The organism is Bacillus sp. sid0103 (assembly GCF_019219025.1).
This window is the reverse complement of sequence record NZ_JAHUWN010000008.1, coordinates 92,505-105,231: the sequence shown is the minus strand read 5'-3', so window position 1 is coordinate 105,231 and position 12,727 is coordinate 92,505. Positions and strand designations below refer to the sequence as shown.

Below are 12,727 nucleotides of genomic sequence, written 5' to 3'. Positions count from 1 at the left end.
TTATTCTTACAGGATATTTTTGGAGGGTTTATGCATGCCTGAAAAATTTACAGACAAACGCATTCTACGGACAAAGCGACTGATTCGTGATGCACTGACGGAGTTAATGGAGGAAAAGGGTTTTGAAGGAATAACCGTCCGTGATTTAACTGAAAAAGCGGGGATTAATCGGGGAACCTTTTATCTACATTATCATGACAAATTTGATTTATTGGAGCAGAGTGAAGCGGAGATTTTAAATGAAATGAAAAAAATAGCTCTGGAAATAAACCCAACTGATTTCATGAACTTTAATAGTGAGAATGAACCCTTTCCGTTCATTGTTAACCTATTCGAATTTTTCCATGAAAATTCAAGTTTTATGAAAGTGATTTTGGGTCCAAAAGGCGACGCATCATTCCAAGGGAAAATGAAAGATTTCATTAAGGAGACCTTCTACAATAATATTATGTCTAAAATAAACAGAGAGAACATGCTTGTTCCAGTGGACGATCTTTTTGCATACGTCAGTTCAGCTCACCTAGGTGTGATTCAACATTGGCTAGAAAGCGGGATGGAAAAATCCCCTCAGGAAATGGCGATGATATTATCGCGAATCACCTTATTGGGACCAAGACATGTTATGGGTTTGAAAAAAATGTAGGCTGCCTTGTTATGAACAGGCAGCCCTTTTTTTTAAAAATGGCTGTGTTAAAGCTTATTGTTGATTTTGACATCCTGTTGATTGAAGAGGAAGACGCGAAGTCTCCTGCGGGAGGACGGGGCAGGGGAGACCCCGCAGGAGCGCAGCGACGAGGAGGCTCCCCTGACCGCCCGCGGAAAGCGAAGCGAATGGAGCGGAAATCAACAGTCAAGTTTAACAGAGCCTAAAAAATATAGATATTGTTGACCAGCGAACGATAATCAACACAATGTTGTTTTTTGTTTATTGCTTAAATCACCCTAGGTTGTAAAATAAAATTATAACAGCGTCAACATCCTAGGAGGAATGATTGATGAATTCAACCATTAAAGTCGAACAAGTCAGTAAAAGTTTCGGAAAAAAAACGGTATTAAACGAGGTCAGCTTATCGATCGCGAAAGGGCAATTATTTGGATTGATTGGACCTTCGGGTGCCGGAAAAACCACCCTTGTCAAAATGATTGTTGGGATGGAAAAGGCGGATAAGGGTTCGATTCATGTGTTGGATAAGAAAATGCCAAACCTTTCGCTACTTCAGGAAATTGGCTATATGGCCCAAGCGGACGCTTTGTATAGCGAGTTAACGGGCGGAGAGAATCTAAAGTTTTTCGCTTCCTTATTTGGGTTAAATAAAGAAGCACAGCAAAAGCGGATCACGTATGTCGCTAATTTAGTCAATCTTACCGATGACTTAAAAAAGCGGGTCGGTGCCTATTCCGGGGGAATGAAACGGCGCTTATCCTTGGCAATTGCATTAATCCAAGATCCTAAAATATTAATCTTAGATGAACCAACAGTCGGCATTGATCCCGAATTAAAATTGTCCATTTGGAAAGAGTTCTTACGGTTGAAAAATGAGGAGCAAAAAACCATTATTGTTACCACCCATGTCATGGATGAAGCCGTAAAATGTGATTATGTAGCCATGGTTCGCGATGGCCGGATTTTAACAAGCGGAACGCCAAAAGAATTAAAGGCATTATACGGAACGGACGATTTTGATGAAGTTTTCTTGAAAGCAGGGGTGAAACAATCATGAGAGTGTTGGCATTAGTGAAAAGAATCTTCCGGCAAATGTTTCGGGACAAACGCACCCTGGCTCTGCTGTTTGTCGCCCCCCTGCTTATCCTGACGCTGATGTACTTTTTATTTAATGGCAGTTCAGTGGAACCGAAACTAGGTGTCAAGGGAATTGATACTAATCTTATCAACGTAATAAAAAAAGCTGACATTCACGTTAAACGATATGAAAAAATCAATGCTGATACGGTCACCGATGACGATCTTGATGGGTTATTAGAAAAAGAGAATGGACAGATAAAATTAACATTGCAAAATAACGATCCATCCGCCGCAAAAGCGCTGCAAATGAAAGTCAGCCAAGCGGTTGCCGCCGAGAATCAAGCTAAGTTGATCCAGCAAAACCCGGCTGCTGCAGGTCAAGTCCAGCAAAGCATCAAGATAGATTATGTGTACGGAAATGCAGACACCGTCTTTTTCGATGTATTAAGTCCGATATTAGTCGGATTCTTTGTTTTCTTCTTCGTCTTTATTATTTCAGGGATTGGATTATTACGTGAGCGGACAACGGGAACATTAGAACGACTGATGTCCACACCAATTCGGAGATGGGAAATCGTTACTGCGTACCTGGTGGGATATGGTATATTTGCAGTCATTCAAACCATGATTGTTGTATTCTATGCTATTAATGTATTAGATATCGTTCTGGTCGGGTCCATTTGGAATGTGCTGCTTATCAATTTAATGCTCGCTTTAGTAGCGCTCTCGCTAGGAATCCTTTTATCGACATTTGCAGCTTCAGAGTTCCAAATGATCCAATTTATTCCCATTGCCGTTATCCCACAAATATTTTTCGCAGGAATTTTCCCACTTGAAGGCATGGCAGATTGGTTACAGGCAGTCGCAAAAGTGATACCGATGTACTATGCAGGGGACGCTCTCAAAAGCGTGATGTATAAAGGGGTAGATTTAAGTGATATTAGCGGCGATCTCATTGCCCTACTTATCTTTGCAGCCATATTCATCGTGTTGAATATCTTTTCTTTGAAAAAATATCGAAAATTATGATTCTGCTTATGCAAAAAATAAACATGGGAGAGATGATCAAGTAATCATCTCTCCCATGTTTATTTTTTATCGGATTGTTTTTAATGCTCCGCTCCATTGGTTTACTTCGTCTAGCATTGCATTCACATTTGTTAGGTGTAATTCAGCTGGTTTGAAAACACTGCCGTTTTCAAAGTCAGTAAATAATGACAAGGTTGGATGTGTACGTACATCCGCCACTTTTAACTCACCTAAGATTCCACGTAAATGTTCAGCAGCACGTGCTCCGCCTGTTGAACCATAGCTTACAATCCCTGCAGCTTTGTTATTCCATGCTTCACGAGCAAAATCAAGCGCATTTTTTAAGGCACCAGTGATGCTGTGATTGTATTCTTGTACGATGAATACAAAGCCATCTAAGCTCGCAAGTTTAGTATTCCATTCTGCGATTCCTGGTTCAGAACCATCAGTTGTACCTAAGAATGGTAAATTGAAGTCTGCGATATCGACGATTTCATAATTTGCATCGCCGCGTTGGTCAGCAATCCCTTTCACCCATTCCCCAACTTGCGGGCTAACACGTCCTTGACGTGTGCTTCCTAAAATAATCCCAATGTTTAATTTTGTCATTGTTTTTTCCTCCTTATTTGATTCACCAAATAGTCTACCTAAAAAACCCAACTCAACACCACCTATATAGATTTTTTATCTAAAAAATTACGTAGTGTTCATATTAAACAAAACACTCTTTGCAGGATTTTCTCCCACACTATAACTCCAATAAATCTCCAATTAAAGTATTATTAATTTCAATATCTTTAATTCAAAGTAATTTTATAATATTTCTCTTTCCATGTCAACGTATTTAACTTTTGCTTTTTGAAAGATATCTAAGGTACCATAAAAAATCATAAAAAAACCACTCAGCACAGATGGCTAAGTGGTTTTAGTAAATGGTGTCATGAATGGTGTCAGGCACCAGCTATTATCCAGTTTTCACATCATACTTGCGTTCGTCCTGTACAAAGAGGATGCCAAGCTCGTGGTGGTCACCTTCGTAAAGGGCACGTTGGACGAAACGGATCTCTCCATTAGTATCGAGGACTTCCAGCTTGCAGTGAGCGCGATTTTTTTGCAGTGCTTCGTAAAACACCTTTTCATCACGAACCAATACGCCATTTGCTTTAGAGACGATTTCCCCCACTTGCAAACCCATTTTACTTGCTGGTGACTCGGGAATGACACCAATAATCATCAGGCCTTGATTTTTTTTGGAAAAATAAAACGGGAGATTGTCATCCTTCAAACCTGCGAGTAAGCTAATGATTTCACGACCGAGAACAGCTAGTGCAGCAGTTCCAATCGAACTAAGCGGGAACCAGTAGCCTGCAACTGAAAGAAGTGTAATGAACACCCCAAGAACGATTACCCGGCGGCCATGAAGTTGAATAGCAATCTTGGGCAGCATTCCTTTCACTTGCTGGTGAAAACCAATCGCGAATGGAACAAAGATGAACGTGTACTCTTTAGCACCCAAATGGAAGACAGGCCACCAATCAAAAGGAAGATGCAGTGCATTACCTGGAATAAGCAGGAATAACGGCAGCATCCAGAGACGCTTCCCTTCATGTAATCCTATATTTTGGCCGCGTTTACTTTTGGCAAGTTTAGGAGATGTCCCATAACTGCCCCTTTTAAATATCAGGATCCCTTCTGCAATGATCAGTAGACCGAGCACAATGACAATAGAAGGATAAATCTTGTCACTTAATTCATGGAACGACTTTGAAAAAAGCGGAATCGACCAATTATTTTCAGCTATCAGTATGATTGTGAAAAAGGCTGCCCCAACAGTATATACAGGTGATATCCACCGTACATTGGTGGTCAATGACCACAAAAATGTAAATCCTGCTATAAGCAGGATGGCTGCGAATGGAACGGTAATCCCTGCCGCAACAACAATTAGCGAAAGCACAAGTCCGATTACAAATCCGAGCGGAAATAACTGCCTAAGTTCGAAATAGGCGTCATGTGCCCGAATATGAAAATTTTTCCGCTCACGTTTCACCCTCATAACGCCTAAAATCCCTGTAAGGAAAACGAGATAGTATAAAACAGGATGAAGAAATAACTTGCCTGTCCCTTTCAGAAGTTCCACAAGCCATATTTGCACCAATTCCTGCCACCTGCCTCTATTAAAATTTCTAGTAATCTATTATGGAAAAGTCTCCTAAAGAGTATTTTACCAAATTGCCATCACAAAACATATTGCTAGTTTTTAGAAAATGGTAAAAATATTATACCAATAAAGACCAAAAGAAAAACAGAGGCTTTTTGCCCCTGCTCTACTCTTTAGTAATTAAACGCAATGCTGTTTGCAACTGAAGATCATTTTTCTCTTTTTTCATCTCTTGAATAGCTGCTTCTTCAAGCTTGGCAGCTGTTTCCGGACCAATTTTTCCTGTTGGCTCTATGTCCGCTTGGAGCTGGAAGCCTTTAACGGCCATGGCCGTTTCCTTGCTGAAATATCCATCCGTCCGCCCTGGAGCAAATCCTAAGCCTGCTAACACCTCTTGGGCGTTCTTAACTTGCTCATTGTTCATATCCTCTTCTAATGCTTCCTCCACTTGAATCGGATGAGTGGCGAAGATGGCTGGCTGTTTAATGGCCACATCGGGCTCGATTCCTTTTTTATGAATCCAATGTCCTTCTGGGGTCAGCCACTTAAATAACGTTAGCTTGATGTTGCTTCCATCCCCCATCGGTACCGCCTGTTGAACAGTGCCTTTTCCGAATGTAGTTTCGCCGACAAGTTGGTAACCATCCGCTTCTTGTAAGGAACCAGCAAGAATTTCAGATGCGGAGGCACTGCCTTTGTTGACAAGGACAAGTACAGGATAATCCTTTTTCTCGGTAAGATTAGAGAAGTAGCGTTTTCTTTCACCGTTCCGCTGTTGAATTTGGACATATGGCTTATCTTTTGGAACAAATTCCTTTAATATCTCACCGACACTGTCTAAAAGGCCGCCTGGATTTCCACGCACATCAATAATCAACCCTTTTATATTATCGTTTTCTAAGGCAGATAATTCCTTTTCAAAATCAGCTGCCGTATCCTCTGAAAACGAAGTGATTTCGATATAGCCAATTTTTTTGCCATCCTGTTTTTTTATAGAAGCATGGACCGTTTCAAGTGGAATTTCATCGCGGGTGACATCAATGACGAGCGGATCCGTTAACCCTTTTCTTGCAATAGATAATTGTACCTTTGTCCCTTTTTTGCCGCGGATTTTAAGTGTTGCTTTATTCAAGTCCAACCCTTCAACACTTTTACCATCCACTTCTAAAATTTGATCATTTGGTTTGATGCCTGCTTTTTCGGCCGGAGAATTTTTGAACGGCGAGACGATTACAATCTTCCCATCCACCATCCCCACTTCGGCACCAATACCTTCAAAGGACGATTCCAAGGTTTGGGTGAATTGCTGGGCTGTTTCCTTGTCCATATAGACTGAATAGGGATCTTTTAGGACGGACAACATCCCTTGAATCGCACCTTCTACCAACTTTTCCTGATCTACTTTTTCAACATACCTGCTTAAAATAAGATCATAGGCATTCTCTACTTTTGCTAGATCTGCTCCTTTTTCTACCGCAGTTATTCCATTATTCTTGGTGGTTTGCACTTGTTCTAGTTTCTTACTGCTGCCATTATGATCTAACAACTGCATACCTGCATATGTGCCTACCGCTCCTGTCAGGAGCGAACCTGTCATCAACAGGGCAATCCATCTACGATTCATCCCAATCCTCCTCGAGTTAAAAATGCCTGTCCTATTTATTTTTCTAAAAAGGCACCGAATTCCTGCCCGTTTATTAACATATATGTAACGATTGGACGAGTTATGATGATCGATAGGTATAAAAAAAGAAGAAGCACGAGGCTTCTTCGAATTTTTTATGGTAGTGGAACTATGCCGACAGGATTGATTGCATAACGCTTATCCTGCGTCCATGGTCCTTTATGGAGTTCAAAATGCAAATGCTGCCCTCTTGAAGCACCAGTATTACCCATTAGGCCAATCTTTTGACCTTTTTTCACGCTAGCCCCGCTTCCGACATAACGTTGGGTCATATGGGCATAAACGGTTGTATAAACTTGTCCATTAATCGAGTGAGAAACGAAAATACAATTTCCATACGTGCTAGAATAATAGGATCTGATAACCACACCATTTGCTGCAGCTACAATTGGCACCTTAGTTCCGTTGGCAATATCAACACCATAGTGATTCCCGTCACCGCGGCCGCCAAAACCAGAACTACGATATCCTGCAGCTGGCTGCGTCCAGGATCCACCGGAAACATTAGGAGCGGCAATAGATTGAGACCCACTATTATTTCCAGCGTTCGAGTTCGTGTTTCTTTTCGCTTCTTCCGCTGCTCTTCTTTGTGCCTCTTTTTCATTTTGAATGGCCTGTTTAATAGCCGCCTCTTGAGCAGCAAGAATTTGCTCCTCCTCTTGCAGCTCCATCATACCTTCATGGACTTCTTCTTCCTGGTCTTTAAGGCTTGCTAATAGTGTATCTTTTTCTTTCTTTTGTTCAGTCAATTGCTGATTCATATTTTTTAAGTCTGCTAGCATCTCTTCGAGGCTGGAAAGATCTTTTTCTACTTTTGCTTGTTTCTGCGCAAGTTCCTCTTTATCGGCCTCATGCTGCTTAATAATATCTTGGTCTGCCTGCATGATAGTGGCAACCGCATTGGCCCTGTCAATAAAATCGCTAAAGCTCGTTGAACCCATTAGCACATCCAAATAATTGACCATGCCGCCATTTTCTTGATAGCTTCGAGCTCGATCCTTTAAAAGAACATTTCTCTTTTTAATTCGCTCTTGGATCACCTTTGTTTCAGCTTGCAGTTTCGTAATCTCGACTTTTGTATTTTTTATTTTTTCCGATTTATCATCTATTTTTGTGATTGTATCGTCAATTGCAAAATCAAGGCGTTTCATTTCACTCTTTACATCTGCCTGCTGACTTTTCAATGTGTTAATCTTACTATTTGCTTGATTAATACCTGATTGTATATTGGCACGTTTGTCGTGGATTTTATTTTGTTCACCTTTTAGACTAGAGATTGATTCAGCTTCTGTTTTACCAGGAACTCCTCCAAAAATGGTCCCAAGTCCAACCGTTGCAGCAACGGCAATCGTAATTACTGATTTGTTCATTTTCCGGTTACTCCTCCCTTTCATTCTATGTACAGGTAAATCATGTTTATCTGTTTGTGGACGAATGTTGTTGTACAAAAACATTTTGAGTGACTCACGCGTCTATTCTAGGAATAGGTCGGACGGCAACAATAAATCAGGAAGGATATGATAGCATCCTTCCTGACTTAATAAGATACATACGTAAATCCTTCGACGTAAGCGCAGAAATTGCTGCCCTGATACGGACATTTCAGCGTTTTCTGCTTATACCTTTAAGAATTTTCTAACGGACATTAAGCTTCCCCAAATTCCAATCAGTGCACCCATTAAAATCAGAATGCCGGAAACTTGGTACATAAATGGGTCAAATGGAAGAACCTTGATAAAAGTACCTTCAAGCCTTGGGCCAATATAATCATAAGCACGATAGTAGGCAATTGAAATTAAGATAATTGGTAAAATCGACCCAATTATACCAAGCCATAGTCCTTCTAAGAAGAACGGCCAACGGATAAATGTATTCGTTGCTCCTACTAATCTCATAATCTTAATCTCTCTGCGTCTTGCAATAATCGTAATTTTAATTGTATTAGAGATTAAGAAAATAGCCGTAAAGAATAAGCCGATTATCAATACCACTCCAACGTTGCGGCTTGCTTTAATAAACTTAAATAATTTTTCCACCTTGCCTTGGCCATACTTTACCTTGGCAACATAATTCGATTTTTTGATTTGTTCAGCTACTTGCATCGTATCTGTTGGTTTTTTAGTTTTAACGATAAATACATCGTTTAAGGGATTGTCCTGTTCAAAAAGTTTAAACGACTTACCTTCTTCACCAAGACTATTCACTAAATTGTTTAGTTCATTCTGTTTGGAGGAGAAAGTGACACTTTTTACTTCAGGCATACTTTCAATATCAGTTTTTAATTTTTGCTGATCCTGTGCGTTTGCAGCAACATCGATATGAACGCGAATTTGCACATCATCTTCAATGGTTTGCGCTACTCTGTTCAGATTCATCATAATAACGAAAAAGACACCAACTAAAATCAAGGTAACGGTAACAGCACTTACGGATGCAAAAGTCATCCAGCCATTTCTACTGATATTCTTTAAACTATCTCGAGAGTGACGGCCAATTGTTCTAATTTTCATAACCGTATTCACCTCTTTCATCATCACGCACGATTTTTCCGCCTTCAATGGCAATCACACGATGCATCAATGTATTAACAATCTCTCGGTTATGGGTTGCCATAATAATAGTCGTACCTCTTGAATTAATCTCTTCAAATATTTTCATGATTTCCCATGATGTTTCAGGGTCAAGGTTTCCGGTAGGCTCGTCCGCAATTACGACTTTCGGCGAATTGACGATTGAGCGGGCAATCGAAACACGTTGTTGCTCCCCGCCTGAAAGCTCGGACGGCAGCATTTTGATCTTATGCTTTAAGTTAACGAGGTCGAGAACTTCCATCACTCGTTTTTTAATAACCTTTGGCTGGGCTTCAATAACTTCTAAAGCAAAGGCCACATTTTCATAGACTGTTAATCTCGGCAGCAGTTTAAAGTCTTGAAAGACAACACCCAGATTCCGGCGAAAAATAGGTACCTTTTTCATTTTTAATTTTGCGAGGTTTACACCATTCATAGTGATCGTCCCTGAAGTGGGAACTTCTTCACGGTACATCATTTTTATGAAGGTCGATTTTCCGGCACCACTTGGTCCGACGACATAGACAAATTCGCCCTGGTTGATCCGGACGTCTATCCCATTAATGGCTGAAACGCCATTAGGGTACTTTTTATAAACATCTTGTAGTTCTATCATTTTTATCACCTTTATTTAAAGATTCTCGATTTTTTTCGACAAAATCTTTATTTATTTGCAAAATAGTCTAGGATAACAAAAAGTACGTGCATAATTTCGCATAATTTTATTATAACATCATAAATTGCTAAAAAAACCGGTAAAAATATTACAGTTTCTTTTCAAAGAATTACAAAACCCGACAATTTTTTCATTGTCTGCAAAAAAAAAGCGCCCTGTTTTTTATAAACAGAACGCATCTTGAGACTTTTATTTCTTGGCTGCGAGCCACTCTGCTACTTGCTCAGCATCATTGCCGGTTACTACCTTTGCTGGCATTTGGCCTCTACCATTATTAATAATATTTAATATTTCGTCTTTAGAGTACTTTGAGCCAACCTTTGTTAGATTTGGTCCCATACCACCCGTAAGATCGCCACCATGACAACTGGAGCATTTTTGATCAAATATCTTCGCTCCTGCATCATTGGTTGCTGTGTCCGTACCTGTGTCTTTTCCTGTGTCTTTTCCATTGTCGTTGCCTCCGCATGCAGCTAGTCCCATCACAAATGCAGTACCCATTAACAATGTTAACAACTTCTTCTTCAATGCAATACCTCCTTCAGAAAATATTACCACCGATGCCCTATTATACCAATTCTACGCCCGTTTGAAACCCTCGCCTAACACCTCAGCAGCATCCATAACGACCACAAATGCCGATGGGTCAAGGGCTTTAACCAATTGTTTCAATTTAGTGAACTCTGATTGATCAACAACGCACATCAGAACTGGCCGTTCATGGTCAGTAAAACCACCATATGCTGATAGTTTTGTCACACCACGGTCAATTTTATTCAAAATTCCTTCACGAACTTCTTCTTGTTTATCTGTTATAATCATCGCCATTTTTGACCGGCCAAAGCCTACCTGAATCAGGTCAATTGTTTTGCTTGTTACATAAAGGGCAATTAAGGCATACAACCCCTTTTCGATATCAAACACAATTGAAGCTGCAAATACGATTAATCCATCGATCATAACAACGCATCGGCCGAGCGTAAAGCCTGTATATTTATTAATGATTTGAGCTAAAAGGTCTGTTCCTCCAGTCGATGCCTTCCCCCTAAACACGATGCCGAGACCAAGCCCTACACCAATTCCCCCAAACAAAGCCCCTAGGAGGGCGTCATTCGTCCAAGGCTCTAAATTTTTGGTAAAGAAAACAATAAATGGTAAAAAAATCGTTCCCACAAGGGTTTTTACACCAAAATGCTTTCCTAACAAGACAACGCCAGCTATAAATAAGGGAATATTAAATGCCCACTGTACGTAGGCTGGTTCCCACCCTAGCACCGATTTCAGAATCGTACTAATGCCGCTGACTCCGCCTGAGGCCACTTGGTTTGGAAGTAAAAAAACGTTAAAGGCAAGAGCAATGATGCCTGCGCCAATTAATACGAAAAGATAATCGACTGCTATTCTCATTTTCGGATAAGTTTGTGTTAAATTACTCAATATATTCATAAAGCTATTCTCCTCAAAGTATCTTTCTTTTAACTGCTTTTTTCACACCGAAAGTGAGTATAGCACGGGCAAATTTTAGTGTAAACGGCATTAAGTTGACGTGGTAAAGGACTAAAATTTCTCTTAGCATTTGTCAATCAACTAGTTTTTATAAGGATTGTTCCCATTCGTACATTTAGCGATTGTTTTGGCAAAAAAAATGATCATTAAATGTATTAAAAATATGAATAATCGGCATATAAATCCCAAAAGAAAAGCCTTTGCCGAATTGGTCGGCAAAGGCTTTTCTTTTTTATGTTTCAAATCATATTACGAAATTCTCGATCTTAGATACGCATTAATAAACTGGTCCAAATCTCCGTCCATAACGGCCTGAACATTCCCGCTTTCTGTGCTAGTGCGGTGATCTTTCACCATTGAATACGGATGGAAAACGTAAGAACGGATTTGACTTCCCCAGCCGATTTCTTTCTGTTCGCCGCGAATTTCGAGCAGTTCTTGTTCCTGGCGCTCAATTTCCAATTGATACAACTTAGATTTCAACATCTTCATGGCGGCTTCACGGTTTTTAATCTGTGAGCGTTCGGATTGGCACGTTACCACCACACCTGTTGGCAGGTGGGTAATCCGGACAGCCGAATCAGTAGTATTGATATGCTGTCCACCCGCTCCTGTTGCACGATACGTATCAATTTTTAGATCCTCAGTACGGATATCCACTTGAATTTCCTCATTAAATTCAGGCATAACTTCACAAGAAACGAAAGAGGTATGGCGTCGGCCTGAGGCATCAAAAGGTGAAATCCGAACGAGACGGTGAACCCCTTTTTCCGCTTTTAAGTAGCCATACGCATTATGCCCTTTAATTGCAAGTGTAACACTCTTAATTCCCGCTTCATCACCAGGCAAGTAATCAAGTGTCTCGACCTTAAAGCCCTTTTTCTCTGCCCAACGAGTATACATCCGAAGCAGCATCGAGCCCCAGTCTTGTGATTCTGTTCCACCAGCACCCGGGTGAAGTTCCAAAATCGCATTATTTTTATCGTACTCCTCGCTTAGGAGAAGCTGCAGTTCAAATTGACTCAAACGCGCTGTTAGCTGTTGAAGTTCATCCTCCAACTCAGCACGCAATTCTTCATCACTTTCTTCTTTGACCAGTTCATAGGTTAATTCCAAGTTCTCAAAGCTATTATTCAGTTCATAAAATTCATTGACCTGATCCTTTAATCCATTTGCTTCACTAATGACTGTCTGCGCTGCCTGCTGATCATTCCAAAATTCAGGCTGGAGCATCTCATCATCTAATTCAGCAATTCTTGCTTCTTTATTCTCAAGGTCAAAGAGACCCCCTAAAGTCCGCTAATTTCTTAGCTGTTTTTTCAAGTTCATTACGAATTTCTGCTAATTCCATTATCTT

General features: G+C 40.4%; 13 protein-coding genes. 4 read left to right on the top strand and 9 right to left on the bottom strand.

Annotated features, from left to right (window positions below; all coding sequences use genetic code 11):
* Nucleotides 1–34: 34 nt before the first annotated feature.
* The 4 genes from KW850_RS10880 (at nucleotide 35) to KW850_RS10865 (ending at nucleotide 2,773) form a co-directional block, all read left to right on the top strand.
* Nucleotides 35–643, top strand: coding sequence for a TetR/AcrR family transcriptional regulator (locus KW850_RS10880; protein WP_218347597.1), 609 nt, complete (start codon nucleotides 35–37; stop codon nucleotides 641–643).
* An 11-nt stretch (nucleotides 644–654) separates the two neighbouring features.
* Nucleotides 655–870, top strand: a complete 216-nt coding sequence (locus tag KW850_RS10875) for a hypothetical protein (protein WP_218347596.1) — start codon at nucleotides 655–657, stop codon at nucleotides 868–870.
* Between the two features lie 125 nt (nucleotides 871–995).
* A complete protein-coding gene (locus KW850_RS10870) occupies nucleotides 996–1,721 on the top strand; it encodes an ABC transporter ATP-binding protein (protein ID WP_218347595.1) in 726 nt (241 codons plus the stop codon).
* On the top strand, nucleotides 1,718–2,773 hold the full coding sequence (locus tag KW850_RS10865) for an ABC transporter permease (RefSeq protein ID WP_218347594.1): 1,056 nt from the start codon (nucleotides 1,718–1,720) through the stop codon (nucleotides 2,771–2,773). Before KW850_RS10870 ends, KW850_RS10865 begins: the two co-directional genes overlap by 4 nt.
* A 66-nt stretch (nucleotides 2,774–2,839) precedes the next feature.
* On the opposite strand, the gene KW850_RS10860 is transcribed toward KW850_RS10865, so the two are convergent.
* The 9 genes from KW850_RS10860 to prfB all read right to left on the bottom strand — a co-directional run bounded on the left by KW850_RS10860 (nucleotide 2,840) and on the right by prfB (nucleotide 12,721).
* Nucleotides 2,840–3,433: an NADPH-dependent FMN reductase gene (locus KW850_RS10860; RefSeq protein WP_218347593.1), complete on the bottom strand. Its 594-nt coding sequence runs from the start codon at nucleotides 3,431–3,433 to the stop codon at nucleotides 2,840–2,842.
* A gap of 304 nt (nucleotides 3,434–3,737) precedes the next feature.
* A complete protein-coding gene (locus KW850_RS10855; protein WP_308128789.1) occupies nucleotides 3,738–4,928 on the bottom strand; it encodes a PDZ domain-containing protein in 1,191 nt (396 codons plus the stop codon).
* 172 nt (nucleotides 4,929–5,100) lie between these two features.
* Nucleotides 5,101–6,558, bottom strand: a complete 1,458-nt coding sequence (locus KW850_RS10850; protein ID WP_218347591.1) for a S41 family peptidase — start codon at nucleotides 6,556–6,558, stop codon at nucleotides 5,101–5,103.
* Nucleotides 6,559–6,713: 155 nt separating this feature from the next.
* On the bottom strand, nucleotides 6,714–7,988 hold the full coding sequence (locus tag KW850_RS10845; protein WP_218347590.1) for a murein hydrolase activator EnvC family protein: 1,275 nt from the start codon (nucleotides 7,986–7,988) through the stop codon (nucleotides 6,714–6,716).
* 246 nt (nucleotides 7,989–8,234) lie between these two features.
* On the bottom strand, nucleotides 8,235–9,128 hold the full coding sequence (gene ftsX / locus KW850_RS10840) for a permease-like cell division protein FtsX (RefSeq protein WP_218347589.1): 894 nt from the start codon (nucleotides 9,126–9,128) through the stop codon (nucleotides 8,235–8,237).
* Nucleotides 9,118–9,804, bottom strand: coding sequence for a cell division ATP-binding protein FtsE (gene ftsE, locus KW850_RS10835; protein ID WP_218347588.1), 687 nt, complete (start codon nucleotides 9,802–9,804; stop codon nucleotides 9,118–9,120). The genes ftsX and ftsE overlap by 11 nt, the downstream gene beginning before the upstream one ends.
* 249 nt (nucleotides 9,805–10,053) lie before the next feature.
* Complete coding sequence (gene cccB, locus KW850_RS10830; RefSeq protein WP_218347587.1) at nucleotides 10,054–10,392, bottom strand: cytochrome c551; 339 nt, start codon at nucleotides 10,390–10,392, stop codon at nucleotides 10,054–10,056.
* Nucleotides 10,393–10,443: 51 nt separating this feature from the next.
* Complete coding sequence (locus KW850_RS10825; protein ID WP_218347586.1) at nucleotides 10,444–11,310, bottom strand: YitT family protein; 867 nt, start codon at nucleotides 11,308–11,310, stop codon at nucleotides 10,444–10,446.
* A 309-nt stretch (nucleotides 11,311–11,619) separates the two neighbouring features.
* Nucleotides 11,620–12,721, bottom strand: a protein-coding gene (gene prfB, locus KW850_RS10820) for a peptide chain release factor 2 (protein ID WP_218347585.1) whose coding sequence is annotated in 2 segments (ribosomal slippage) — nucleotides 11,620–12,648 and nucleotides 12,650–12,721 — 1,101 coding nt in all. Because the reading frame shifts where the segments join, the coding sequence is not laid out codon by codon here.
* Between the last annotated feature and the right edge of the window lie 6 nt (nucleotides 12,722–12,727).

Bases quoted from the DNA above. Each gene is read 5' to 3' on its own strand.
- KW850_RS10870 (WP_218347595.1), top strand. From the start codon at position 996: ATGAATTCAACCATTAAAGTCGAACAAGTCAGTAAAAGTTTCGGAAAA.
- ftsE (WP_218347588.1), bottom strand. From the start codon at position 9,804: ATGATAGAACTACAAGATGTTTATAAAAAGTACCCTAATGGCGTTTCA.
- KW850_RS10850 (WP_218347591.1), bottom strand. From the start codon at position 6,558: ATGAATCGTAGATGGATTGCCCTGTTGATGACAGGTTCGCTCCTGACA.
- KW850_RS10865 (WP_218347594.1), top strand. From the start codon at position 1,718: ATGAGAGTGTTGGCATTAGTGAAAAGAATCTTCCGGCAAATGTTTCGG.
- KW850_RS10825 (WP_218347586.1), bottom strand. From the start codon at position 11,310: ATGAATATATTGAGTAATTTAACACAAACTTATCCGAAAATGAGAATA.
- ftsX (WP_218347589.1), bottom strand. From the start codon at position 9,128: ATGAAAATTAGAACAATTGGCCGTCACTCTCGAGATAGTTTAAAGAAT.
- KW850_RS10845 (WP_218347590.1), bottom strand. From the start codon at position 7,988: ATGAACAAATCAGTAATTACGATTGCCGTTGCTGCAACGGTTGGACTT.
- KW850_RS10880 (WP_218347597.1), top strand. From the start codon at position 35: ATGCCTGAAAAATTTACAGACAAACGCATTCTACGGACAAAGCGACTG.
- KW850_RS10875 (WP_218347596.1), top strand. From the start codon at position 655: ATGAACAGGCAGCCCTTTTTTTTAAAAATGGCTGTGTTAAAGCTTATT.